The sequence below is a fragment of the Alteromonas sp. 5NW40-0090 genome, assembly GCF_057552975.1.
Genome location: NZ_BAAJLT010000004.1, coordinates 73,411 through 97,933, shown reverse-complemented (window position 1 = coordinate 97,933; position 24,523 = coordinate 73,411). Strand labels below are relative to the sequence as shown.

The following is a 24,523-nucleotide window of genomic DNA, read 5'->3' as shown; positions in this document are numbered from 1 at the left end:
TTCCGTTCGCTAAAGACAGTGCACTAGGGTACAACGTCCAAAATTCATATCCCCTGTTTTGCGCCAGCTGTTATCGTCAGGGTTGAAAATACGGCTATTTTTAAGCCCTTCTAGTTCAGACAACCCAAAATTGATAGGCTCGCCAAGTAGGCTTGTGTTCACACCAAGCTCATGATAGTAATCAGTTCCCCCCACAGCCATAAGCTCGCCGTTAGGCAAACCGACCAAATCGGCACAAAAAAGCGCGCCGTCATTGTTAGTTCTATCGTCATCGGTGTTCAAATCTAGGGGCAGCGATGTGCCTAACAAGCCCGTGATATCGCCAATAATGGTTTCTGAATCATTGCCATCAGGGTTGGCCCCTGCATCGACAGGTGATGGCGCTATCCAACTCGCATTGTCGTTTTTCATCGTCAGCACGCGGGTTTGATCGTTAATTATGGCTGAACCGATTTCCAATAGCGCGTTGTATTCAACGTTTTCTGTACCTTCTAACGCATTAAAATAGAGAATACGGCCATCGTTCAATAGCGCCAAACTCCCCGCTGCAGGTTTGCATTTCAGCACACCGTCTTCATTTTCTTCACATTTCCCATTATCTGGATAGTTGTTGAGTGGGTTAGTAATGTTCGTGTTGTTTTGGTCTGGGAACTCACCCGTCACTAACGGCTCTTCGAACGGATTTGTAAAAATACCCTGCTGCTTACAAAGAGCGATATCTGAACATTCCGGGGTGACGATGGGAACCTTACCCTTATTACGGTCGGCAAGAGCGAAGTGAGAGGTGATACTTAATGTAAGTAATGTGAGTGTGGGTAAAACCAGTGGACGTTTGTACATTGTGGCATCCTATTATTGTTAAGTTAACATGCCGTTCTATCTCTGGGATCACACCAATAAATGTAAACGATATATTAACAAAACAATTCAATAGGATGCTTGGATGCAAAAAATACTATATTTTTTATTTTTTGTTTTTAGCGCGCATTCTGCGGCTTTGTTCTTGACGCTTTTCTTCTCGTTTTTCTTTCCGATCTTTCTTATCAGGTGTTAACGAGCCTGTTTTGAATTTTGCTTTACGCTTGGCTTTCGCTTCAGCTTTCTTTGCCGCCTCAAGTGCCATTTCTTCTTTTTCGACTTCCAGCATTTCCGGTGTCTCTAGCGTTATTCGCCCCAACTTACCCGACTGCAGCTCTTTAAGCAGGATCTCGCATATTTTATGAAGATTTACGCGACCACCCGCTTGAATTGCTCCGCGCGTTTTGGCGGCAGCTTCCAGAAACTCTATTTCAGTATCCGGCAACTCGTCCAGCTTGTAGCGCTCCTTCATTACCTCTGGATACGCTTTAATGAGATAATCTGCCGCAAAAAAGCCGACATCATCGTATTCCATGGCGGTGTTTTTAACAGCACCTGATGAAGCCAGCCGATAAATAGAATGTGGATTTTCAAGCTTGGGCCACAGTACTCCCGGCGTATCAAACAAAATAATACCGCTGCCTAAGTTTATGCGCTGCTGGCTTTTCGTTACAGCGGGTTCGTTACCTGTTTTAGCAATGATTCGGTCGGCCAAAATATTTATTAGCGTCGATTTACCCACATTAGGTATACCGGTGATCATCGCTTTAATTGCTTTGGGCTGACCTTCTTTATACGAACAAATGCTTTTAACCAGCTGCATAATTTGCTTGCTGTTGCCCGGGTTATCGCTAGAGGTCGTAATCGTCTTCACGCCACGCTCTTTCTCTAAGCTCTCCTGCCAGCGGGCGGTGATTTCAGGGTCTGCTAGATCGTATTTGTTAAGAATTTTAATACAGGGCTTGTCGCCGCGAATTTTTGCAATTTCAGGGTTTTCACTAGAATACGGAATACGTGCGTCAAGCACCTCAATAAGAATGTCTACTTGATTAAGCGACTCTTTAATTTCTTTCAGGGCCTTGTGCATGTGCCCTGGGAACCATTGTAATGCCATGGTTGTTTCCTATCGTAATCGAGTTGAGGGGGTGTGCTTAACGGGTCAATTCATAAGCGCAAATATTCACAGCGCTGGCCAAGTTTAACGAGTCAATCTTACCACTTCCCGCAATGGTATATGCCGTTGCGTTTAGCTGAGAAAGTGTTTGTGAAGGCACCCCACGAGCTTCATTGCCAAAAAGATAGCACTGGTATTCACCGAAGGTGTGTGAGGTGATGCTTTCACCACTCATGTCCAAGAAGGCGAAACGTTTAAACCGTTTGCTCAAACTTTCAAGTGCTACATTCAATTCCATGTTTACGTGGAAAATCGCCCCCATACTTGAACGTACAACTTTTGAGTTGTACGGATCCACACTATTTGGACTTAGCAAAAGTGTGAAATTACCAAACCACGCTAATGTTCTTAATATCGTTCCTAAGTTACCAGGATCTTGTACTTCATGAAGATAGATGTACTTTTCGGTACTAGAGCTGTTTTCAGAAATGTTGGTTTGTGAGCGGTCTGAACTTAATGAAGCGTTAGGAAGTGGAACGCGAGCAATAATACCTTGAGGTGACTTAGTATCGCTGAGTTGCTGCATTTGTTGCGACGATATCGTCTCAATCTTCACCGCAGCTTTAGAGGCAGCAAGCCTTTCTTTCACCCATACCTCATACTCAGCCGTTACATAAAGGGTGATATCACCTAATGAACTGCTGTTATGCTGAGCAACATTAATTAACTCTAAAACTAAGTGCTCTCCTTCAACCAAATAGAATCCGAACTGCGTTCTAAATTTCTTTTGATGAAGCTTTTTCACGTCACTTAGTTTCATTTGCACTGCCCTTTTTGTTACTTGCGGCGCAAGTGTAAGGTAAGTTCAGGAAAAGGCAAGGTGACAATTTACCCTGCCGATAACATGGTTTAATTATTTTTCAGCAACCACGTAAATGTCACCATCGTAAATACCTTGCACGGTTAGCTTTTGGCTTGCCAGTGCCTGAAGATAATCAATATGCGCTTGCTCCACTTTTTGCCCCGGAACAATAAGCGGAATACCTGGAGGGTACGGTGTAATTAAACCTGCTGCAGTGCGACCGACGCTGCTTTGCCATGGAATGGCTTCTCTAGGGCTGAAAAACGCTTTCGACGGAAGGTCGTCTAAATGAATGGGCGGAATGTCTGCCGGTAACGGGCTCTTGCTCTTACGCTTGCTTAGGTTAACAGCACCGTCATCAAGTCGTTTCAGTGCGTTGTACAACCTCACGATTTTAGAGCGCATTCCACCTAGCGTAAGCAGCACTAAAATAGTGCTATGAGTAAACTTCTCGATTTCTAAACCGACCTCATCCATTAAAAAACGATGAATCTCTTGGTTAGAGTAATCTAGCGCCGATACGTCAATTAGGATTTTAAGCGGATCATGCCCAATATTGTCACTTTCAAAGTGAGAAAACATATTCGCAAAGTCACTAGGTGAGAGTATTTTAAGTCGCTTGAACTTGGCCATTTGCGATTTGAGTTCGGCAACGTTACTTAATAGCTCATTAAGAATTTTGTAGCCTTCCATTTCCAGCTGCTGACGACATACATCAAGCGAGGCAATCAGTTGATACTTGGGCGAGGTACTGGTGTGGATTGCAAACACTTCTTTAAAGAAGTCTTTATCGAAATCCGGATCATTTACATGAATAAATGATGCTTGAGAGAACGCCGACACCACTTTGTGCGCAGAGTGAGTAATATAGTCTGCCCCAGCGGCGATAGCAGAGTAGTCACGCAATGCAGGGTGGAACAAAGAATACGCAAACCATGCTTCGTCAATGAACACTTTAATGCCATGCTCATGGGCTAAATTTACGACTTGCTTAAGGTCGGTAAGTAACCCGTCATAGGTACACCCTGTCAGTACGATCAGTTTAGCGTCAGTATTCTCTTCAATAAGTTGCTTAATTTGCGCCATTCTAGGCGGTGAAAATATACCGTATTCAGGGTTAAACACACTGTCTAAATACACTGGCATGGCTCGCGCCTGGATAATGCCGTAGTGCACTGACTTGTGGCAGTTTCTGTCGGCAATAACTTTGTCGCCCTCACGCAACAGCGTCTGCAAAATAATTTTGTTTGATGTAGAAGAGCCGTTCGTAACGAAATAGGAATGGCGAACCTCAAATGTATTCGCAACAGCGGCTTGCGCTTTACCAATAGCGTGAGTGCCATCTGATAGTGAGCCCAGCGAGTCTACGCTTACCGATAAGTCACTAACAAACACGTTACGGCCAAAGAAACGATAAAAATCACTGATATAAGGTGAATTTCTAAAGCTTGCGCCACCGCTGTGACCTGGCGTATGCCACGAGTCGTTAGACTCTACCACATAGTCTTTGTATTCAGTCCAAAACGGCGTTTCGTTTCTATCATCAAAGTCATTGATGATATAACCCAAAATGGATTCTGGGTCTGAAATAATGTCGTTACGATAGAAGAATGATTCAATGCCATTGGCTTGGTTTACAATATCCAACCCTTTTACTGCATCGCCTAAGACATACACGGGAAGTTCAGGGCGAATGCGTTTAATGGCGTCGATAACTCTGGCGTTATTATCAATCACCGTGTTGCGTGTAGACGACTTTTCGCTTGTGGTTTTCTCGTTCGCGTTTTGTGAACTGACGCTTTCGGCTGCGGGGCTCGTATTTTCATTAAGTACGCCATTTAAAGGCACTACGTCTGTCAGCTCTTTTACCTTCGCTACCACATCCCAGCTAAATACCACAGCCTGAATGTCACCGTCTTCACGAACAAATTGTAGTGCCTTTGCAACGGAGTTCGCTTCAAGCAGGCTTATTTCAACGTCACTTCTGTCAAAATAAGCAATCGTGTTGCCTATACTTGACGTAATTTGTTCCAACAGATCAACAGCATCTTCTATAACAAGAATTTTTAAATGAGGGCGCATTAACCAACCATGTAATTAATAATGAGCGTTTAGCGCTAGGCTAAAACTCATAAAACTAAGAATCAATAAACTAAGAATCTATAAACAAAAACAGTAAAACTAAAAATAGTGTAACTCTGAATTTCACTGGTGTCGTGTAAACTCTTGCTATGTCGTAATAATAGTGCCTAAACGAATTGGACCGGGGCTAAACCACTCATGCACACACCTTCCCTTCACAACCAATTCCCACACGCTTACCTTTCAAAATCAACAAAGCACAAAAGTAACCTACGGGAATTTCTACACTACGCGAAAAACTTGCTCCCTTCTATTGCTTCAACGAAGAAAAGCACCTGGCCCATACATCATGACCACTGTTTTATGCGGGTGATTTTAGACAATATTGTCGGCTGTGCTTGGTATGAGGTTATTCCCTCGCCGGCCTATAAAAACCTGACCGACGAGCAAGCCAGCGCTGCATTAAACCTTGCCAAACAAATAGCCACTGAGAGTGTCTCGCTTCACGTACTCAACCAACGCTCGAAACAATGGCGTGATAAACAGCTAAAGTTGGAGTTTTAGTATGACGAAACGAACAACCATTAACGACGCAATTTTAATAGAGGATGGCCAAGACCTAGAGCGAGTTGTGAAAGATAAACGTGCGCAATGGCGGGCTAATAACGCGAAAGCGCGTCGCAGGCAACGCCGATATAAAAAGAAGCTTATTGCAGAACTTCCGCGAATTATTGCCGATATTCATAGCACATATCCCGAAGATGAAGCCTAAAGCACTATCATAAAAGAAATCAATTACCTACAATCACTGCTAGAAAGTTGCGCTTAACAGAGTGTAACGTAAATTAATTCCTACTAAGAAAGTGACAGGACATACCATGGCGTTTAATTTAGCTATTAATAACGATATTGCAGTAATCACCTTTGACGACGGAAAAGTTAACGCCGTAGGCTTTGAGCTTATTCAGCAGTTTAACGATGCCTTAGATGAAGCAGAACAAAACGCAAAAGCGGTTGTATTACACGGTGGTGAAGGCAAGTTTTGCGGCGGGTTTGACTTATCGGTAATGAAAGCCGACGACAAAGCAAAACAACATGAGTTGGTGTCAAAAGGCGCTGAGCTAATCGTACGCCTATATAGTTTTCCACTACCTGTTGTCGTTGCTGCAGAAGGTCACAGCATTGCAATGGGTGCAATTATGCTTATGGCTGCTGACCTGCGCATTGGTAAAGACGCAGATACTAAGTATGGTCTTAATGAAACCGCCATTGGTATGGTACTCCCGCCTTTCGGTATGGAACTAGCCAAAGCTAGATTAGCGAATACGTCTCAAACTGAAGCTTTACTTTTCTCACGTATTTATCAAGGCAGTGAAGCGGTAAAAGCGGGCTTTTTAGATGCCGCAGTACCTCAAGAGCAGGTATTAGCGACAGCCATGGGTTATGCAGAAAAGTTGAAGATGTTGCCTAGACAGTCTTTTGCTGAGTCTAAAATACAATTGCGTAAAGAAACGATAGAGAAGATGAAAGCTTAGCGCTTATGTTATAACAACGCGTTGAGACTGGTTGTTTCAACGCGCTGTCTAAAGCAGTTACTTTATGGGTCCGGAGCGGCGTTCAATCTCTTCTTTAAGTGCACTTCTAAGGCCCAATTCGAAACTCAATTCAGCAAGCACAAATAGTGGTCCTATGGCCAGCCCCATTATGTCGTCGACAAACGCAGGCTTTTTACCCTCATAGTGATGACCAATGAACTGTAGCATCCAACCACCAATAAAAATGCCAAGTGAGATAGCAAGCCATGTTCCCATTTCATTCTGTGCGATAGGTTGAGCGAAATAGACCATAGCCCCCGTGATAAGCGTCATCACTACGCCAAGCTTTATATCTAACTTAATGTAGAACGCATTACCAATTGCCCAAATAAACAGCGCTGGGCTTATGATCATATCCCCTAAGGTTGGCGCGTTCACTAGAAACGCAGGCTTACTTAGTAGACAGAAAACCGAGAAAACAATTAGCGGAATACCGACGTAATGGGTGTATATGTTTCTTTGGTCTCTGTGGTACTTGGCGTACTCACTTAAGTGCTGTTCTAAATTTTTCATACTGCATCAACCACAAATTAAATCGAGATTTCAGTTTACTCTGCTACTGCCCTCACAAACTGTCGTCTTGACGACAAACTAAACCAACGTCTATTTAGGACAGGAAACTTAGGGTGAACTTCGTAGGCAATCACGAATCATAGTAAAATTGATTAAAACAATTGGAGTTTTCATGACTTACAGGAAGTACCTTTGTGCTTTGGCAGGTTCAGCGCTTCTCTCTTTAACAGCGTGCAGCTCGGCTCCCTCTCTCTCTTCAGATGAAAGCGAAGGCAGTGAAAAGCTTACCGAAGGCAAACCACTTACGTTAGCAGCTAGTCACTGGCAGGTTGAGAGTATAGGTCGGGCAGGAATTATCGATTTCAGTCATGTTACGCTTAACGTAAATTCAAACGGCGACACAAGCAGAATCAGCGGTAGTACAGGTTGTAATCAGTTTACTGGAGCGCTTAATGTAGAAGAAGCCGAAACAGTATTTAGTGATGAAAATTCAACTGAACCCTTTTCCACTGATAAGCTCATTCTCACCAAGAAGGCATGTGCTCCCGCACTGATGAATCAAGAACAACGCTTTATCGATATGCTAGCCGCATCGAAAAGTTATTCGATTGTGGAAAATACTTGGCTGATTCTTTATGACGGTAATGGTAACGAAATCATTAGAGCGATTGTAGCGCAGTCCTCACAGTCGGCAGCCAATAGAGCAGCAAGCCCAACAAACCTTAATACTGATACGGTGTTGTCTGAACAAACTTCATTGCAAAAACAAGATGTTGTTAGCTCGAACAGCCAAGAGTCGACCAAAACGTACACATGTGAAACGCCTAATGCCAATCTCGCTACATTACAAGTAAATACGCTGGGGCCAGACACACTGGCCTTATCATTAAACAGTACCCATCACATTGTGCAGTTATCGCGTTCAGCATCGGGGGCCAAATACACCAACAACAAGAATGTCGTGTTTTGGAATAAAGGTGATGCTGCCACCCTTTCGATCAACTCAGGTTATTACCATTGCAGTTTAAACTCCTAAAGTGAAATAGATGCTTGTTTAACGGTTCTCGCCCCAGGCGTTAGCGTAGTATCTACCTTAATATTTACCTCACATGATAAAAGGGCTTCATCTGCCCTTTTAGCTTCTCATTTCAGCTCTATCAAATTGTGTAACGCAATGTTGTTAGTTCATTGCTTATAGCCCCGCGCATTTTAGCCTTTATTCCAACTCAATTAGTTTCAGTTAAACATTTTCGCACCTTTAATAGGTCAATCAAAAGTGAATTAAGCATGGAGATAGCTAATTCTTTATATTTTTATATGTTTACACCTTTACTATTTAAAATCATTTACTTACCAGCAAATTTCGCAGGTTACTCCTAGTAATTCCGCTTCTGTAACTATGCTCACAAGTTGAAACAATAGTTAGAACACTATACAATTTATTTTTATTGAACGACCAATTAAAATAAAAACATCAGTAAAAAGACGTGCGACATTACGTTTATAAACCTTCAATAATGCGTCATTGGCGCAGTAGGTAACGATGTTTTTTACAGGGTGACTTTTACAGAGCGAAAATGCTCTGTTCGAGCAAGTTAACACTTCAATAGAGAAAATAGTTTCAACACTATTCATCATTTTGAAACTATTTCTACGTATTAGGTATTCGTAATAGAAGTTAATGCGCAGTACCCGCAAATTGGCGAAAGTTTTAGTCCTTTTAAAAGTAGGAGTTTATGCATGTCATTACCGACTTATCAGAATTTCATTCACGGCAAGCCGATGGCAAACAAAAGCAAAGAAACCTTTGCAGTAACCAACCCCGCTACCAGTGAGGTAATTTACCACGTAGAAGTGGCTGATGAGTTTATTCAACAAGAAGCAATTAAAAGTGCCAAAGAAGGTTTTGCGGTATGGTCAGCAATGATGCCAATTGAAAGAACCCGCATTCTTATTAAAGCGGTTGCATTGCTTCGTGAGCGTAATGACGAACTCGCTAAGTTTGAAGTACTCGATACCGGTAAGCCTATTCAAGAAGCCGACTGTGTTGATATTGAAACTGGTGCTGATGTCATTGAGTACTATGCCGGCCTTGCTCCTACACAACTAGGTACCCAGCAACCTGTGGGTGGCGATTTCTTCTACACGCGCAAAGAAGCGCTAGGTATCTGTGCCGGTATTGGCGCATGGAACTACCCTATTCAAATCGCTTGCTGGAAATCAGGCCCCGCCCTTGCCGCAGGCAATGCGTTTATATTTAAGCCGTCAGAAGAAACCCCAATGGGTGCGCTTAAACTGGCTGAAATTTTCACTGAAGCTGGCGTACCTGACGGCGTATTTAATGTGGTTCAAGGCGCAGCACAAGTAGGTCAGTGGCTTACTAACAGCCCAGACATTGAAAAAGTATCGTTTACCGGTGAAGTAGGCACGGGTAAGAAAGTAATGCAAAGCGCCGCTGCGTCGAACTTAAAAGACGTGACAATGGAGCTTGGCGGTAAGTCTCCGCTTGTAGTATTCGAAGATGCTGACATTAGCCAAGCTATCAGCGCCGCAATGCTGGGTAATTTCTATACCCAAGGCGAAATTTGCACCAACTGCACCCGTGTTTACGTTCAGCGCTCTGTGTATCAAGCCTTTATTGATGAGCTTAAAACCCGTACCGAAAACAACATTGTTATGGGCGACCCACTTGACCCCAACGTAAACCTAGGCGCACTTATCTCTAAAAAGCACCAAGAGCTGGTACTTAGCTATATCGCCAAAGGAAGAGAAGAAGGCGCAACGCTGCTAACCGGCGGGAACGCTGCCTCTCCGGCATCTGCACCTAATGGCTATTTTGTCGAACCAACAATTTTCACCGACTGCACTGACGATATGACTATCGTTAAAGAAGAGATCTTCGGACCAGTAATGAGCGTTTTGGTTTTCGATGATGAAGACGAAGTGATCGCACGCGCGAATGACACCGAGCTAGGTTTAGCCGCCGGTGTATTTAGTAAGGATATTCAGCGCGCGCACCGTGTTATCCACCAGCTTCAAGCCGGTATTTGCTGGATAAATGCCTATGGTAACTCTCCTGCTGAAATGCCTGTAGGCGGCTACAAACAGTCTGGCATTGGACGTGAAAACGGCGTTGAAACGCTTAATAGATACACTCAGACCAAATCGGTTTATGTAGGTATGAGCCAAATTGAGAGCCCGTTTTAAGCCGCAGTAGGAGTACATATGCAGACATTTGATTACATTATTGTTGGAGCAGGTTCTGCTGGCTGCGTGCTAGCGAACCGCTTATCAGAAAACCCAAAGCACAAGGTGTTGCTACTGGAAACCGGTGGCTCAGATAAAAGCATTTTCATCAAGATGCCAACGGCGCTGTCTATTCCTATGAATACCGACAAGTATGCGTGGCAATTCAACACTGAAAAAGAGCCCTATTTAAACAACCGTGAAATGCACTGCCCACGCGGTAAAGTATTGGGCGGCTCGTCATCCATTAACGGAATGGTATACGTACGCGGCCATGCTAAAGACTTCGATGAATGGGAAGCTCACGGCGCAGAGGGCTGGAATTATCAGGCGTGCCTACCCTATTTCCAAAAAGCAGAAACCTGGTACAAAGGTAACGACGCGTACCGAGGTGGCAATGGTGAACTAGGCGTTAATAACGGCAACGAAATGCAGAACCCGCTTTATACGGCCTTCATTAAAGCCGGCGAACAGGCGGGCTACGACATCACTAGCGATTATAATGGCAAGCAGCAAGAAGGCTTCGGGCCCATGCATATGACCGTGAAAGACGGTGTACGCAGTTCGGCAAGCCGTGAATATCTTGACCCGGTAAAATCGCGTAAGAATTTAACTATAGTGACTGGCGCACTGGTTACTAAAGTCGTGCTGGAAGATAAAGTCGCGAAAGGCGTTGAATATGTGGTGAACGGTAAAACCGAAACTGCCGCCGCATCTAACGAAGTGATTTTAAGTGCCGGCTCTATTGGCTCGCCACACATCCTGCAACTTTCTGGAATTGGCGACAAAGATATTCTTGAAAAAGCAGGTGTCGATGTTAAGCACCACCTGCCGGGTGTGGGTCAAAACCTGCAAGATCATTTGGAATTTTATTTCCAGTACAAGTGCAAACAGCCAATAACGTTAAACCGCAAACTGGGCTTAATTTCAAAAGGGTTGATCGGCGCTCGCTGGTTGTTAAACCGTTCTGGGTTAGGCGCTACGAATCACTTTGAATCTTGCGCGTTCATTCGCTCGAAAGCAGATGTGGAGTGGCCAGACATTCAGTACCACTTCTTGCCTGCCGCTATTCGATACGACGGAAAGTCGGCGTTTGATGGCGATGGCTTTCAAGTGCACGTAGGTCACAACAAACCTAAAAGTAGAGGTAGCGTAACCCTTCAGTCGGCTAACCCGACGGTTCCGCCTAAAATTTTGTTTAACTATTTGCAGCATCCAGATGATATCGAAGGGTTTAGAGCATGCGTAAGACTTACACGGGAAATCATCGCACAGTCAGCATTCGACGACTTCAGAGACGGCGAAATTCAGCCTGGCGAGCACATTCAGACGGATGAAGAAATAGACGCTTTTGTGCGTGAAGCCGTTGAGAGCGCTTACCATCCATCATGCTCTTGCAAAATGGGCGAAGACGACATGGCAGTGGTTGACTCTCAAACCAATGTTCATGGCATTGAAGGGTTGCGAGTGGTGGATTCTTCTATCTTCCCCACTATTCCAAACGGAAACCTAAATGCGCCAACCATTATGGTGGCGGAAAAGGCGGCAGACATCATTCTGGGTAAACCTGCTTTACCACCACAAAATGTGCCCGTGGATATACACCCGCATTGGCAAACAGAGCAACGCTAAATTTTAAACTACCTCGCACCAGTGTGCTTGTTTTTAAAACAAGCACACCTTCCACAGTGCCTACATGCAGCCTTCTTAAGATGGTTTTAGCGAGTAGCTGGGTGGACTGTTTAATAACGAAAAAAAGGAAAAAACATGTTTCATTTTTATCAATATTGGGAGGGTGATAATGACAGTATGGCTTAGTGCAGGCATTATTTTCACTCTACTTTCTGTAGCCTATATTTTGTTTAAATGGGGCAACATGAAAGTGGTCGGCGTAACGCCAGTAAGAACCTTTACCTTTATTGCCATTCTCTTTACCTCAGGTTTGGACGTGGGCCTTATTATGTTCCCGCTCACTGAATTTGCTGGTTATGCTGACATAAGCGCAAGTCCTGAATATGCCTTCACCAATCCGCTCGCTATTGAGTTTGGATTTTGGGGATTCTTAATTTGGGGATTCTATTTTCTTACTTGCTTTTATTTCTGCGTAATCGAACCGAAAGTAAAGTTCTTCGAGCTTCCGGTTGTTAAGTTCGTAAACAACATTGTAATCATCGGAACCTGTGCTTTCACGGCGTTTCTACTGCTGTCTAACCTTCCCTGGTATTTACCGTCGATAGGCGACGGAGAATCTGTCGTGCCAGCGTTCTACCTGATTGTGTTCGCAGCCATTGCTTTTGCGGTGTACTCAAGTACAAGCATTAAGTACGTTCGTATTTTAAGTCTAACCACTACGTGGGTATTTATAGCCCTTATTGTTGGTATGTGGGCTGCGGCATTTGTGTTTGGCGAAAGTGAGATAACAGCTTATTTTACCAATTTAGGTCTTATTGGCGGCTATTTTGCGAACATCGATAACTTCGTATTACCCATCAATGATTACCATGAGTTTTATCTATTCTGGTGGTTCAGTTGGAGCATCATGATAGGTCAGTTTACGTCTCGTTTCGTGGGCGGCCTTAAAACCTACCAAGTTATGCTGGCTATGATGGTTATCCCATCTATCCCTATCGCAGCATGGTTCTCTGTGCTGTATCACTACCACAGCGCAGGTATTCCAACGGAAGGGATCACAAATATGGCAATGGTATTTGTAGGTATCGTGTTTGTAATCAACTCACTTGATTCACTAATCAGACTTTATACCGACAACCTTAATATGACCGTTGAGCGCATTGGCAAAGGTAATTATATTGCCCTTAACATCGTGGCACTATCGCTGCTTACGCTGTTATTCAAACTAGACTTCTTGCAAATTCAGTGGGTAGGTGCGCTAGTTATTGCCGTATTCTTTAGCTGCTTTGCGTTCATTTTGAGTCAGAAATTCAAATCGGTAACGGCTATCAAAACGTCTCCGAAAGAGAACAAAATTGACTTCACAAAAATAGAAAACCTTAACTAAAACATTTCATATTTGTTTTTCCCCTCTTCTTCACTGGCTCGGTTTGAGCCGGTGAAGCTAAAGAGTGCCTACTATTAAAGGGCGTCGATTAAATAAACAACTATGATATACACAACAATGATAAAAACGGGTGTTTAACATGAAAAAATCAAACGTATTTTTACCGTCTGCACGCATACTCACTGCCATTATTGCGACATTCTATGCTTCGGCATCTCTTGCTGACTGGAGCGCCAACATTTCCGCAGTTTCAGACTATACATTCAACGGCGTTAGTCAGACTCAAAACGACCCTGCTCTCCAAGGCGGCGTCGACAAAGCCTTAGAAAATGGTACTTACGCTGGAACGTGGGCTTCAAATGTAGATTTTGGCGGCGATACTAATCTTGAATGGGACTTCTACGTAGGTCGTTATCAAATGCTAACCGATGCGGTAAGTATCGACTACGGTATCGCCTATTACTCTTATCACGGCGGTGACGATTCAAGTGACGGGAATTACCCGGAAGTGTATACCAAATTCGGTTATGCTAGTGACTACGGTAGTTCAGAACTAAACTTCTGGTATACATGGGATTACTTTGGGACAGGCGCTAAACACGCCATCGCGATGGTTGCTCATACCTTTGAACTCGCACCCAACCACAATTTACGAGCAAGCTTTGATGTATCTAACTCCCTAGACAGTGACAAGTGGCTGTGGAATGGCGACGACACCTCTTTCTACCACTACCGTTTGGCTTACCAAACAAGCTACGAAGGGTTTGACTTCGAAATTGCCGCTGAAAACACCAATCTCGATTTCGATACCGCCGATGAACGAATTGTGTTTGGCGTATCGAAAACCTTTAGCTTTTAATCTAATAGGCTAGCACTAACTGGGGCTATTGTTCTCTAGCGTCGACGATAGCAGTAGCCCCTGATTCGCAGCGCTGGAAAGGCCCTCGACACTCCAGTCTGACCACGTTGCCATTGCTGTTGACGCATTAATGAAAATCGTGACATTACGGCCGCTGTCTTTAGCTTGATACAAAGCCCAGTCCGCTATCAGAATTGCATGTTCCCATATCTTTGAATCAAGCATGCAATCATCCCAGGGAAGCTTGGTTGCTCCTATTGACATTGAAATAGGCTCAGGAATCTCTAGTGCATGATGAAGCGATGCGATAGACCTATGCAGTCGCTTATTAAATTCGACGATATCGCTAGAGTTAATGGAAGGAACAACTAACAGAAATTCCTCTCCTCCCCAACGTATTAACTTATCGGTATTACGACTTACTGTCTGCAAAGCTTTTGCGACATGATAAAGTGCGCTATCACCTTTATCATGCCCATAGGTGTCGTTTAATTGTTTAAAGTTGTCTAGATCGATTAGAAAAATGGCACATACATCATCAAATTCAACTGAGGTATCTTCTTGCTCTGCTTTTCCATTTATTAAATCAAAAATTTTAGGTACGAAACGCTTAACTGCTCTTCGATTATATAACCCAGTTAAAGGATCGGTGATCGCCGCTTCTTCCAGCGCTTTGTTTTTTTGCTGAAGTTCAGTATTTACCCTTTCAAATGCTACAGTACGCTCATTGACTCGAGCTTCAAGTATCTCGTTTCGTTGTCGAAAAGAGGCAATGCGAAGGCGGTAAATAACATAAAAAATTGCAAGCAAGGCTAAGGCGGCGACTAGCTTAGCCCATCTAGATTCCCACCAATTAGGTTCGACATAAAGTATTATTGTGTCTCCTAGTAACCAAGCCTCGCCATCTAGTCTAGATTGGACTTCAAACGTGGTTTCACCTGCTGGCAACTTGGCCAAGAAAGCCTCTTCCCGAGACCCTGAATAAATCCAGTCGCTGTCGTCTAGACGGTATCGGTACTCTGGAACAGACTCTGCAGAAAAAGCAGGACGCGAAAAAATAATTTCTGCGTTTCGCTTTTTGTTGAGACTTATTCGATTGCTATATCTATTTTCTCGTTTGCCGTCAACATAGACACCGGTAATGACTACTTGTTCTGTTAGCTTACGACTCTCACTATTTTGTACTGCCAGTACGCCATTTAGTGTTGGTAAATATAAGATATCTTTAAATACAACAGCTCGCAGATTACCCGCTCCATTACAACACCGTAAATCGGTACGCGCGCTGAAAGTACCATCATCCCGCAAAACAACGGTACTTTTCAATTGAGCATCAGTAATGTCGTTTATTTCCACATAAGCAATACCACTTGCACCGCTCAGCCAGAGCTTACTATCGTGCACTGTCACGCTGAAAAGGTCTTGAAAAGCTAACCCATTTTTAATGTTGAACGAGCGCCATTGCTTGGTTTCATCAAGCATCATCAAGCCTTGTCCATAAGTTCCAACAAACAGCCTTCCATCACTTAATTCAAGCAATGAAGAAACAAATACACTCGACCCACTTAATAACTCAATTTTGCGCCATTTATCTTCTTTTCGGCTAAACAGTCCTGATTCTGTGCCTACCCATAACACACCATCCTTTGCTTTTAAGATACTGCGAACTGATTCATTTTCAAATATGGGTATGTGTTTGAAATCATTATCGTTGAACTGGAAAAGGCCTTTAGTCGTCGCCACATAGAGCGCATCATCTCCTTGATATAAAGTATTTACTTGAAGTTCGGAAAATTCAGGGATAGCGTCAAACTGTGCTGTCCCTTTTCGCTTTTTAAAAAGTCCTCTTCGAGTTCCAATCCAAAGCTCGCCATCACTTTCAAAGACGCTGTAAGCATCGTTACCTGCGATTGCCCCTGGAGGAACTATCAGCGGCCAACTATCTTTTGAATCGTTAATAAACACGCCTTTATTAGTTGCGGCATATAAGCGATTTCCACGAGAAAAAAATGACCAAATACGAGCGCTGGATATATCTTGCGTAGGTGCTACGCGCCTTACGTTCGTGCTCCAATAAATAATCAATCCATGAGTTTTGGTTCCTAGAAACCACGTTTCTTCGTCGTTGAGCAGCACGCTATTGTCGAGTAAAAAGCGATTATCTATGGCGGGTGATAAGCGATGGAGAGTTGGCTTTGCCCGTGGCTTGATATCTAAAAGCTTGCCATTGTCTGAAACTGCAACAACACCACCACCATGAGTGCTAAACAGGCTTTTAATTCTATCTTCGCCACTTGCTGACACCACGCTGAAACGACAGGTTTCAAAAGATAATTTAAAGCGATAAATTTTTTTATCTTTGTGTATATAGGCTGTATTTCCTTGCACTAACAAACGTTCTGCATTGGCAAAATTGCCAATAGGATAGCGGCAAACTTCTTGAACAGATGATGTAATACGCGTCTGCAGCAACTCACCTTGCGTTGTTAGCAACCACAACTGATGCGCGTCGTAATATGAGTGAATGATCGAATCATTTGCGTAATCATGAGCCTTTGCTTGGGCACCTTGAAGTAACCATAGTGAATCAGTAACTACCCACACCTTGCTCTTGGCATCTGCAATAACTTGCTTTATTGGTTTATCGTCAAAATTAACGTTATGTGCCTCAAATTTACCATCATCGAAGCTCACTAGCCCAACGCCTGTCACTACCCAAAGTCGACTCGTATCGTCAAGAAACAAGCCATGGATCCAATTTGAACCTAGCTCGGGAGTGTTAATGGTATTGAAGAACTCAAACTTACGTCCATCGAATCGAGTAAGCCCATTCTCTGTGCCAAGCCACACAAATCCATTCTCATCCTTAACTATTGCTTTTATGGATATTTGAGGCAGCCCCTTTGCAGATACATATTGACCGACATCATAGGTTGGTACACCAGCCACGCTCCACTGTTCAACCCGATAACTTTCAGCTGCAGCATCAGTGTTTGCAAAGCCCGAAAGTATGATAAAAGGATATAAAAAAGCGATATTGAATAGTGAAAAGAAAAGGTTTTTCATTGAACCTCAGAAAAAAAAGATAAAGACGCCTGGAGCTGGAATTTCATAACGATGGAGCCGTGTTACTTCGAAACATGCCAATATCACAATAGTTGTTCACATCACACACGCTGTCAAATCAACATTCGTATGAAACTAACGAGAAAAAGTCCACGCAACAAAACGACTCAATTTACTTCCTTGCCCCATATCAACCACTTTACACTGCGTAGCACCGTAATAATCAATACTGGTTTTAATTGGTTTCAAATGGGCACTCTTCGACACCAAGCAGGTGAACCACTCTACATTGTCTTTTACAGAGACACTCTCTTGAACCATGCGCTGAATGAAGGCAAGTTCACCGCCTTCGCACCACAGTTCATTCGCTTGGCCCGCAAAGTTCAAGTTTGCGTCCTTACCTTGATAAGCGGCATTTTTACCTTGTAGCTTGGATGCACGATGCCCAAAACCTTGCTCACGATTATCGGTGAACTTTGCACCACTTCGTTTCTGTTTATTGCGGGTTAAATTAGATGTCTTCCTTCGCGTGCCTGACAGTGCATCTTGCGCAGACTTATGAAACGGAGGATTGCACATGGTAAACGTAAATCGTTCATTTGCTTCAATCACGCCGTTGAAAATACTTGCTCTATTCGTTTGTTTGCGAACTTGGAGTTTATTGGCTAACACGCTGTTTTTGCTAGCAGTGATTTTAGCACTTTTTACTGCGGCATCGTCGACATCACTACCAACGAACGACCAGTCATAGGATGTGACACCAATAATAGGATAGATAGCATTTGCGCCTACGCCTATATCAAGCCCACGAATGTTTTGGTCTTTCCCGTTATGACGTTGCCCGCCTTGTGCACTGCTGCTTGTTGAATCTAATAAGTCAGCAATACCGTGGATATAATCTGCTCTTCCAGGTACAGGGGGGCATAAGTAGCCATCAGGAATATCCCAATATTCAAGGCGATAGTAGTGATGAAGTAAGGCCGCATTAAGCACCTTCACCGCTTGTGGGCTGGTAAAATCTATACTGGTATTGCCGCTTTTAGCACGAACGAGAAAAGGCTTAAGCGCCGGGTATGTCTGGCACAGCGCATCCATAGGATAGCCGTTTCTGTGGGGATTTTTTGGATGCATGAAGCACTACTTTTTATGTGAAACTAAAAATTGGGATTGAACGTTTTCATCGAGCAATTGGGCGCCACTTCCTTGGGCTGCTACTTTATCGTCGGTATTGTAAAGCCTACAGCGTTCCAATGACAGACACCCGCAGCCAATACATCCCTCTAGCGATGTTTTTAAACTGGTGAGCGCCGCAATTTTTGCTTCGATATGCTGATTAAACACCGTGCTTAATTTTGCCCAATCAGCTTGTGTTGGCGTTCTGTTGTCTGGAAGTGTAGACAACAGACTCTTTATCTCAGTAAGGGAATACCCCATATTTTGCGCAATCAAGATAAAGGAAACTCTGCGAATGACAGAGCGAGGAAATGCTCTATTTCCGCCATTTGTGCGCACAGAAGGAATTAGCCCTTCGTTGGCATAATAGCGAATTAATGAAACAGCATTGCCAGTACGTTTAGCAATAAAGCCAATGCTTACCATAGGTTCTGGTGCCATAACGCCCCATTTTCCAATTCCGAAATAGCGAGTAAAAAACGCTTGATCTAAAGTTAGCTTTAGATATTAAGCTGTTTTTCGTTGATAATCTACACAAGGAAAAACACATGACCACTGCATACCTAGAGCACGCGAATATCACCGTTGAAAACCCAGATGAGCTAGCCAGCTTGCTTTGTAAACTATTTGGTTGGAAAGTACGATGGAGCGGCGGCGCCAAAAATGACGGCTACACGGTGCACGTAGGAAACGATAACGACTACCTAGCTCTTTACAGACCTAAAACTATCAATGATATAAAAAGCGATTACAAAACCCTCGCTAATATCAACCACATCGGTATTGTTGTGCCAAATTTAGACGAAACAGAACAGCATGTTCTGTCGCTAAATTTTAAAACCTACAGCCACGGTGATTACGAGCCAGGTAGACGATTTTACTTCATGGCACAGCAAAATATAGAAATTGAAGTAGTATCGTACTGCTAATTTATGAAGTCTACTTCCCCCTCAGGGGCGATTCAGAAAGGCATAATAAGATCATATTTTTGATAAAGCTGTGCGAGCACACCTTGCTCGCGCAAAGCTTCTAATCGTTCATCAAATGCGGTTTTAAGTGCCAAACCATGTTCAGTGAGCGCGAAAGACCAATATAATTTAAAACTGCCTAATTCAGATATCTCATATTCAGCGCGGTCGTCACGCTCATTTAAAGCGAGTTGCACCAAACTATCGGCTCCAACATAGAAGTCGATCTTTTTCATTGCTAGCAAAGTTAATCCCTTATACGAATCTTCAACTTCCAGTCCCATCGTCGCCTTTTCTAAATAGGGATAAAACACCATATCTTCATAACCAGAGCGGTAAGCGCCGAGTTTGTTATCAAGAGAATCTCGCGTTAGGGTATCTTGTATTCGGCTTACCATAACTACGGTGTCAATAAGTACGGGTCGCTCAGAATGATAAAGCATTTCAGTCTTGTGCATAGCACCTGTCATATCAATATTTCCTTGCAACACGTTCTTCACGCTACGTTTCCAAGGATAATAGTGAATATCTACTATGTACTCTGGTTCTGGAAAAATTTTATGTACTAGCTCGTTATAAAAGCCGCTTCCGTCGTAGTTTGTATAATCTTGCCAATAGTCAGTGCCCCACTTAATCGACGTTTGCGCAACCGAGTGAAAGCTTATAAACCCACAAAATAGCAAACAAGAACAAAGAGAAAATTTCATCAAGATATCCATTCAATTGATTTATATATACAAAGCGTAAATAACGTGTTAACGGTATAAAGAATAGCCAGTAAATACCAAAACATCTGTCAAAACAACGGAATGCATATGAAAAAAACCTTATTTCTTCTACTCACCCTTGTTGGTTTCAGTGTACAAGCCAATTCTGTGCTGTCGATGAAAGAAAGAAGTGCCTTAATTGATAATATTCTTGAACAGCGTTTCAATGATGTACTCCCCCACATTATGGATAAAGAAGGCATCGACATGTGGGTGCTAATGTCCCGGGAATACAATGAAGATCCCGTTTTAAAAACCATGCTACCTTCTACTTGGATTTCCGCACGACGTCATACCATGTTAGTCATTTATGACCCAGGCAATGGGCAACCGCTAGAACGTTTGGCTGTAGCAAGGTACGCAGTAGGCTCACTATTTAAAAAAGCGTGGGATAAGGAAGCACAACCCGACCAGTGGGAAGCATTAAAAAATATTATCGAGACCCGAAATCCCTCAAAAATAGCCATAAATAAGTCTAACGCTTTCGCACTTGCGGACGGCATGACCGCTACTGAGCACGAAAAGTTTATGGCTGTGCTTCCTAAAGAACTAAAAAACCGTGTAGTGAGTGGTGAGAAGCTTTCAATTGGTTGGTTAGAAACCCGAAGTGAACTGGAAATGCAGTATTATCCTGTTCTGGCCCAAATTGGTCACTCTCTTATAGCAACGGCATTCTCAAATGAAGTCATTACACCTAACGTAACAACTACAGACGATGTGGTATGGTGGCTTCGCGACCAAACCCGTGCACTGGGGCTTACTAATTGGTTTCATCCCACCGTCTCTATTCAACGCCAAGACAATGAAGTATTCGATCAAATCAGCGCGTTCAGTAAACGCCCTGGCGAAAACATCATTCGTCCGGGCGATCTCATTCATGTTGATTTCGGCATTACTTACCTTCGACTTAACACAGATCAACAGCAACATGCCTACGTATTAAAACCTGGAGAAAAAGACGCGCCAGCTTCACTTAAAAAAGCACTCAAATCCGGAAATCAGTTGCAGGACATTCTGACCGGTAATTTTAAAGTAGGTAGAACGGGTAATACTATATTAAGTATGTCGCGACAGCAGGCTATCGAACAAGGCATTACGCCCGCTATTTATACCCACCCGCTTGGTTTTCATGGACACGCGGCAGGCCCAACGATAGGAATGTGGGATGCGCAGGAAGGAGTACCAATAAAAGGTGACTATCCAATGTTTGCACAAACGGCCTATTCAATAGAGCTTAATACGGCTAGCTTTATTGAGGAGTGGAACAAAGAAATTAGAATTATGCTGGAAGAAGATGCATTTTTTGACGGTAAGTCAGTAACCTATTTAGATGGTAGGCAAACTGAGTTTCATTTGATTCATTCAGACAAAAACCAATAACTATAGGTGGAGCGTTGCGCCTATTTTAATGCCTATATAATGAATAAACTGAACGGTGCGGCTAAAGGTTAGCTGATGCGAGAAGACTTACGTAGTATTAAATCGAGCGAAGCGTAAAGTGTCAGGCCTTTCGCCCTTTCAAGCTAAAGGCCATGAAACTGTACTAAATATTAGCAGTAGGTTGCTATCCTAAAACGCAGTCTTATTCAGCAGCAGTGCGAACAACTACGTTCTCTGCACTATATTCGCGAACAAAATCAGACATTGTTTTGTGGTTACAAATAATGTTTTCACCTTCCAAGCCAAACTTCGCTAATGCCGCTTCTTTACCTACTGAAAGCGCTTCTAGACAAGCCTGTGACGCAACATCTTGGTTCTTAGCAACAAGTGCTACTGTTTTCGCGTTCTCAGTCGCCTTGTTGTTTTTGTACATATAAGCAAAAGTGCGAAGTGATTCGCCGTTGCAACGTACAGATGCACTGAACTCTTCTGCATTAAAACCTTTTGAACGGATAAGACGCAATGCAGGACCAAAACCATCTTCAGCAGCAGTTAAACATGCTTGTGTTTCGATGTTGTCGTTAATTGGCTTTAGTACGACATCTTTTGCAAAAGATTGAGTGGCAGCAACAGATAATGTTAGAGCAATAGCGAAAGTAGACAGTTTCATTTTTGAATTCCTATTTTGTAACTAAATTAGATATCACCTGAGTGATGAATACATTATGAACAATACTTTCAAAAAATAAAGCATTTTTCGTAATTTAATTACAGAAATAGCAAATTAAACAGACAGATCACGACAAAACTGAAAGTTATTTACAAAAACCAACATATTTTATATAAAAATTTACATATAAGTATTTTTAGTTACAGGTGTAGGGTCGCAAGCGCACAAAAAAGCGCGCATGAAATTGCTTTCAGCGCGCTTGGTTTTGTAAATGATAATAATCAAAGTCGAGTAGCAGAGTAATCTTTAAAGTTTAAACCTATAGAATGAGATCGTGCATCCAGTTAAGTGAAGGTAAATGCTGTTCTGGTTGGTAGAAAAGTCGATTGAGTCTACCCAGTAAATTAACAGAACGACTGGGGTCGTGCGCTTTCACCCTGTGCTCGCTTTCAGTAAGCATAAACTCCCATGGCTGCAGATTGAGTGCGTCTACTTCTTCCTGCCTAACCCCCAGTGATTGCAATGTTGACAAAATACGCTCTGTTTTACTTTCGGCAATAGGAATAATTTCGTTGCCGTATAAATCATCGAGCGGCTCATTAATAGCTTCTAACGTGTGATTTATTGCTGCCCACACTTCATCGTGGTCAAACGCCCAGCCTCGGGGAGCATAGTAACCCTCTATTTCCCATTCAAATTCGGCGTTGCTAACCGCAATAGAACTTTCGGCCTCTGGAGAATAGGCCAAATCTGGCTTAGCGCCGATATTGTATGCATCTACGCTCATGGCGATACAAATAATCAACTCGCCGCAGTGTTGCTTATTTGTATAAAGCGCTTCAAATGCCGCACGCTTAACGCCCATCCAACCATGCACTTTTGAAGGTTGTTCAACAAAGTGCCTTACATCATCGGGTAAGTCTTCGCCGTACGCGTTTATGAGCAAAGGCAGCGGATTTTGATCTGGCGCTTCTTCTGGCATCCAGACTTCGTATTCTTGACGGTTATCAGCTTTTCCGCGACTTTTTATTCCATAGGACAAATTCACAGGACGACAAATGCTTCTGTCTTCATCCACTTTATGAAAATACTCAGAGCGCATGCGCTTTATAAACGGAGCATCTAAACCTGCCAACGCTGCTGTTGGATAGCGATAGCCTATTTCACTATGTTCAACCATGTGCAACGTTGAAATGGCTTGCGTTAGCTTATTTTTAAGCCCTGCCAGTGCGTTCACTTTTGGAAGAACAATACTTCTTTCTGGCTCTATAGTAAGCCTGCTTCCATCTTCGGTCACGAACTTTGGGGTTTTATGAAACTCAAAGCCTGAAAACCCTAATGTATCTACCGCAGCGTTCCTATATTGTGAAAGCTCACTGAAAAGCGCGGTATGATTACGGATATGTTTAAATAACGGTCTTGATGCGGTCATATTTACTTCCATTTCAGCTACTTCCGTTCCAATTCAGCGTTTACTTACCTAATTTTGGTTTAAAAAGCGAAGCCATATCTTTGCGCCAATATCATCGTATTTTTTTACAAGATTACGGTAACGCTCGCGCATTGCTACATCTACAAGTGGTGTTGGCAGCAAAGGGTCAAAAACTAAGTGATATAACGCTCTATCTCCTATCACATAAGATTCTTTTGTGGCTTCTTCAAGGGATAAAGACGTTAAACGAGCGAGAGATTCCTCTATTTCATTGCATCCGTTTTTATACAGCGACTCTAGGTTTAAGTGGCACCATAGTCCCATCGCCTTGCTTTGTGTCTTACTGTCAAAGTCGCAGGCGCTAAACACTAGCGCCTTCCTCGACAGACCAAGTGAACAAAGTTTGTCTCTTACTTCGCCTGCTCCGCCTGAAAAATTATTCGGCCTAATGTAAAAGTCGTTTGCCAGCTTTTTCATTCCCGCAAGCTTAAGTGCACGCTCGTTATTTCTGTTCTGCTTTTGATCACTTTTGGCAAGGGGGCTAGTTTGAGCGACAACCCAATCGTTTTGCCAAGGTACAAGCCCATTCTCATCTTCTCGCCACTGGTGTATTTCTTTAGCAAAATGAATACCTTCGTCGCCTAGTTTGTAATAACCGCGCTCAACTAAGGTGATAAGCTGTGCAGACTGCAAGCGGGTTAGCGTTACTCGGATGTTGTTTTCAGAAATACCAAACAATGCTCCTACGCGAACAGCTGCACTGGCATTCATTTTAATATTATCTCGTGAACCCAATAGCTTTAGCAGTAGCTTTCGTGCTACGGGCTTTTTCTCTTTTTCTAGCTGCAAGCTCTATTTACTTCTTTGTTTTAGATAGGACCTAAATACTTAATCAAGCCTCGACTCAGTTGACTACATA

The 24,523-nt window shown here is 43.1% G+C and carries 22 protein-coding genes; 10 read left to right on the top strand and 12 right to left on the bottom strand.

Annotation, left to right across the window (positions count from 1 at the left end; genetic code table 11):
* Positions 1-9 precede the first annotated feature (9 nt).
* The 4 genes from AC27KT_RS06125 to AC27KT_RS06110 all read right to left on the bottom strand — a co-directional run bounded on the left by AC27KT_RS06125 (position 10) and on the right by AC27KT_RS06110 (position 4,916).
* Positions 10-840 (bottom strand): hypothetical protein, encoded by an 831-nt coding sequence (locus AC27KT_RS06125; RefSeq protein ID WP_487128317.1) that lies wholly within the window; start codon positions 838-840, stop codon positions 10-12.
* Between the two features lie 124 nt (positions 841-964).
* Complete coding sequence (gene ylqF, locus AC27KT_RS06120) at positions 965-1,972, bottom strand: ribosome biogenesis GTPase YlqF (RefSeq protein WP_487128316.1); 1,008 nt, start codon at positions 1,970-1,972, stop codon at positions 965-967.
* 37 nt (positions 1,973-2,009) lie between these two features.
* Complete coding sequence (locus tag AC27KT_RS06115; RefSeq protein ID WP_487128315.1) at positions 2,010-2,792, bottom strand: TrmH family RNA methyltransferase; 783 nt, start codon at positions 2,790-2,792, stop codon at positions 2,010-2,012.
* Between the two features lie 93 nt (positions 2,793-2,885).
* Complete coding sequence (locus AC27KT_RS06110; protein ID WP_487128313.1) at positions 2,886-4,916, bottom strand: aminotransferase class I/II-fold pyridoxal phosphate-dependent enzyme; 2,031 nt, start codon at positions 4,914-4,916, stop codon at positions 2,886-2,888.
* Positions 4,917-5,279: 363 nt separating this feature from the next.
* Here AC27KT_RS06110 and AC27KT_RS06105 point away from each other — a divergent pair, with 363 nt between their 5' ends.
* The 3 genes from AC27KT_RS06105 to AC27KT_RS06095 all read left to right on the top strand — a co-directional run bounded on the left by AC27KT_RS06105 (position 5,280) and on the right by AC27KT_RS06095 (position 6,451).
* Entirely contained in the window at positions 5,280-5,480 is a 201-nt protein-coding gene (locus tag AC27KT_RS06105; RefSeq protein WP_487128311.1) for a hypothetical protein, read from the top strand.
* Position 5,481: 1 nt separating this feature from the next.
* Complete coding sequence (locus AC27KT_RS06100; protein ID WP_487128309.1) at positions 5,482-5,688, top strand: hypothetical protein; 207 nt, start codon at positions 5,482-5,484, stop codon at positions 5,686-5,688.
* A 106-nt stretch (positions 5,689-5,794) separates the two neighbouring features.
* A complete protein-coding gene (locus AC27KT_RS06095; RefSeq protein ID WP_136782134.1) occupies positions 5,795-6,451 on the top strand; it encodes a crotonase/enoyl-CoA hydratase family protein in 657 nt (218 codons plus the stop codon).
* Between the two features lie 57 nt (positions 6,452-6,508).
* Here AC27KT_RS06095 and AC27KT_RS06090 read toward each other — a convergent pair whose 3' ends face one another.
* A complete protein-coding gene (locus AC27KT_RS06090) occupies positions 6,509-7,024 on the bottom strand; it encodes an Mpo1 family 2-hydroxy fatty acid dioxygenase (protein WP_487128307.1) in 516 nt (171 codons plus the stop codon).
* 172 nt (positions 7,025-7,196) lie between these two features.
* Between AC27KT_RS06090 and AC27KT_RS06085 the strand changes: the two genes are divergently transcribed.
* The 5 genes from AC27KT_RS06085 to AC27KT_RS06065 all read left to right on the top strand — a co-directional run bounded on the left by AC27KT_RS06085 (position 7,197) and on the right by AC27KT_RS06065 (position 14,148).
* Positions 7,197-8,060 (top strand): META domain-containing protein, encoded by an 864-nt coding sequence (locus AC27KT_RS06085; protein WP_487128305.1) that lies wholly within the window; start codon positions 7,197-7,199, stop codon positions 8,058-8,060.
* Positions 8,061-8,764: 704 nt separating this feature from the next.
* Entirely contained in the window at positions 8,765-10,231 is a 1,467-nt protein-coding gene (gene betB / locus AC27KT_RS06080) for a betaine-aldehyde dehydrogenase (RefSeq protein ID WP_487128303.1), read from the top strand.
* 18 nt (positions 10,232-10,249) lie between these two features.
* Positions 10,250-11,902, top strand: a complete 1,653-nt coding sequence (gene betA, locus AC27KT_RS06075) for a choline dehydrogenase (RefSeq protein WP_487128301.1) — start codon at positions 10,250-10,252, stop codon at positions 11,900-11,902.
* A 169-nt stretch (positions 11,903-12,071) separates the two neighbouring features.
* Entirely contained in the window at positions 12,072-13,289 is a 1,218-nt protein-coding gene (locus AC27KT_RS06070) for a BCCT family transporter (protein WP_487128299.1), read from the top strand.
* A gap of 139 nt (positions 13,290-13,428) precedes the next feature.
* Positions 13,429-14,148, top strand: a complete 720-nt coding sequence (locus AC27KT_RS06065) for a TorF family putative porin (RefSeq protein ID WP_487128297.1) — start codon at positions 13,429-13,431, stop codon at positions 14,146-14,148.
* A 15-nt stretch (positions 14,149-14,163) separates the two neighbouring features.
* Here AC27KT_RS06065 and AC27KT_RS06060 read toward each other — a convergent pair whose 3' ends face one another.
* The 3 genes from AC27KT_RS06060 to soxR all read right to left on the bottom strand — a co-directional run bounded on the left by AC27KT_RS06060 (position 14,164) and on the right by soxR (position 18,828).
* The gene (locus AC27KT_RS06060; RefSeq protein WP_487128295.1) at positions 14,164-17,214 is read right to left on the bottom strand and encodes a diguanylate cyclase; all 3,051 of its coding nucleotides are present in this window, start codon (positions 17,212-17,214) and stop codon (positions 14,164-14,166) included.
* A gap of 135 nt (positions 17,215-17,349) precedes the next feature.
* Positions 17,350-18,345: a 23S rRNA (adenine(1618)-N(6))-methyltransferase RlmF gene (gene rlmF, locus AC27KT_RS06055; RefSeq protein WP_487128293.1), complete on the bottom strand. Its 996-nt coding sequence runs from the start codon at positions 18,343-18,345 to the stop codon at positions 17,350-17,352.
* Between the two features lie 6 nt (positions 18,346-18,351).
* Positions 18,352-18,828, bottom strand: coding sequence for a redox-sensitive transcriptional activator SoxR (soxR, locus tag AC27KT_RS06050; protein ID WP_487128291.1), 477 nt, complete (start codon positions 18,826-18,828; stop codon positions 18,352-18,354).
* 107 nt (positions 18,829-18,935) lie between these two features.
* On the opposite strand from soxR, the gene AC27KT_RS06045 reads away from it, so the two are divergent.
* Positions 18,936-19,316, top strand: coding sequence for a VOC family protein (locus AC27KT_RS06045; RefSeq protein ID WP_487128289.1), 381 nt, complete (start codon positions 18,936-18,938; stop codon positions 19,314-19,316).
* A 32-nt stretch (positions 19,317-19,348) separates the two neighbouring features.
* Here the strand turns inward: AC27KT_RS06045 and AC27KT_RS06040 are convergent, their stop codons facing one another.
* Positions 19,349-20,062, bottom strand: coding sequence for a substrate-binding periplasmic protein (locus AC27KT_RS06040; RefSeq protein WP_487128287.1), 714 nt, complete (start codon positions 20,060-20,062; stop codon positions 19,349-19,351).
* A gap of 102 nt (positions 20,063-20,164) precedes the next feature.
* Here AC27KT_RS06040 and AC27KT_RS06035 point away from each other — a divergent pair, with 102 nt between their 5' ends.
* Positions 20,165-21,502, top strand: a complete 1,338-nt coding sequence (locus tag AC27KT_RS06035; RefSeq protein WP_487128285.1) for a M24 family metallopeptidase — start codon at positions 20,165-20,167, stop codon at positions 21,500-21,502.
* Between the two features lie 202 nt (positions 21,503-21,704).
* Here AC27KT_RS06035 and AC27KT_RS06030 read toward each other — a convergent pair whose 3' ends face one another.
* The 3 genes from AC27KT_RS06030 to AC27KT_RS06020 form a co-directional block, all read right to left on the bottom strand.
* Positions 21,705-22,172, bottom strand: coding sequence for a hypothetical protein (locus AC27KT_RS06030; protein WP_014950289.1), 468 nt, complete (start codon positions 22,170-22,172; stop codon positions 21,705-21,707).
* Between the two features lie 319 nt (positions 22,173-22,491).
* A complete protein-coding gene (locus AC27KT_RS06025) occupies positions 22,492-23,604 on the bottom strand; it encodes a hypothetical protein (protein ID WP_487128282.1) in 1,113 nt (370 codons plus the stop codon).
* Positions 23,605-23,652: 48 nt separating this feature from the next.
* A complete protein-coding gene (locus AC27KT_RS06020; protein ID WP_487128280.1) occupies positions 23,653-24,453 on the bottom strand; it encodes a PaaX family transcriptional regulator in 801 nt (266 codons plus the stop codon).
* Positions 24,454-24,523 lie beyond the last annotated feature (70 nt).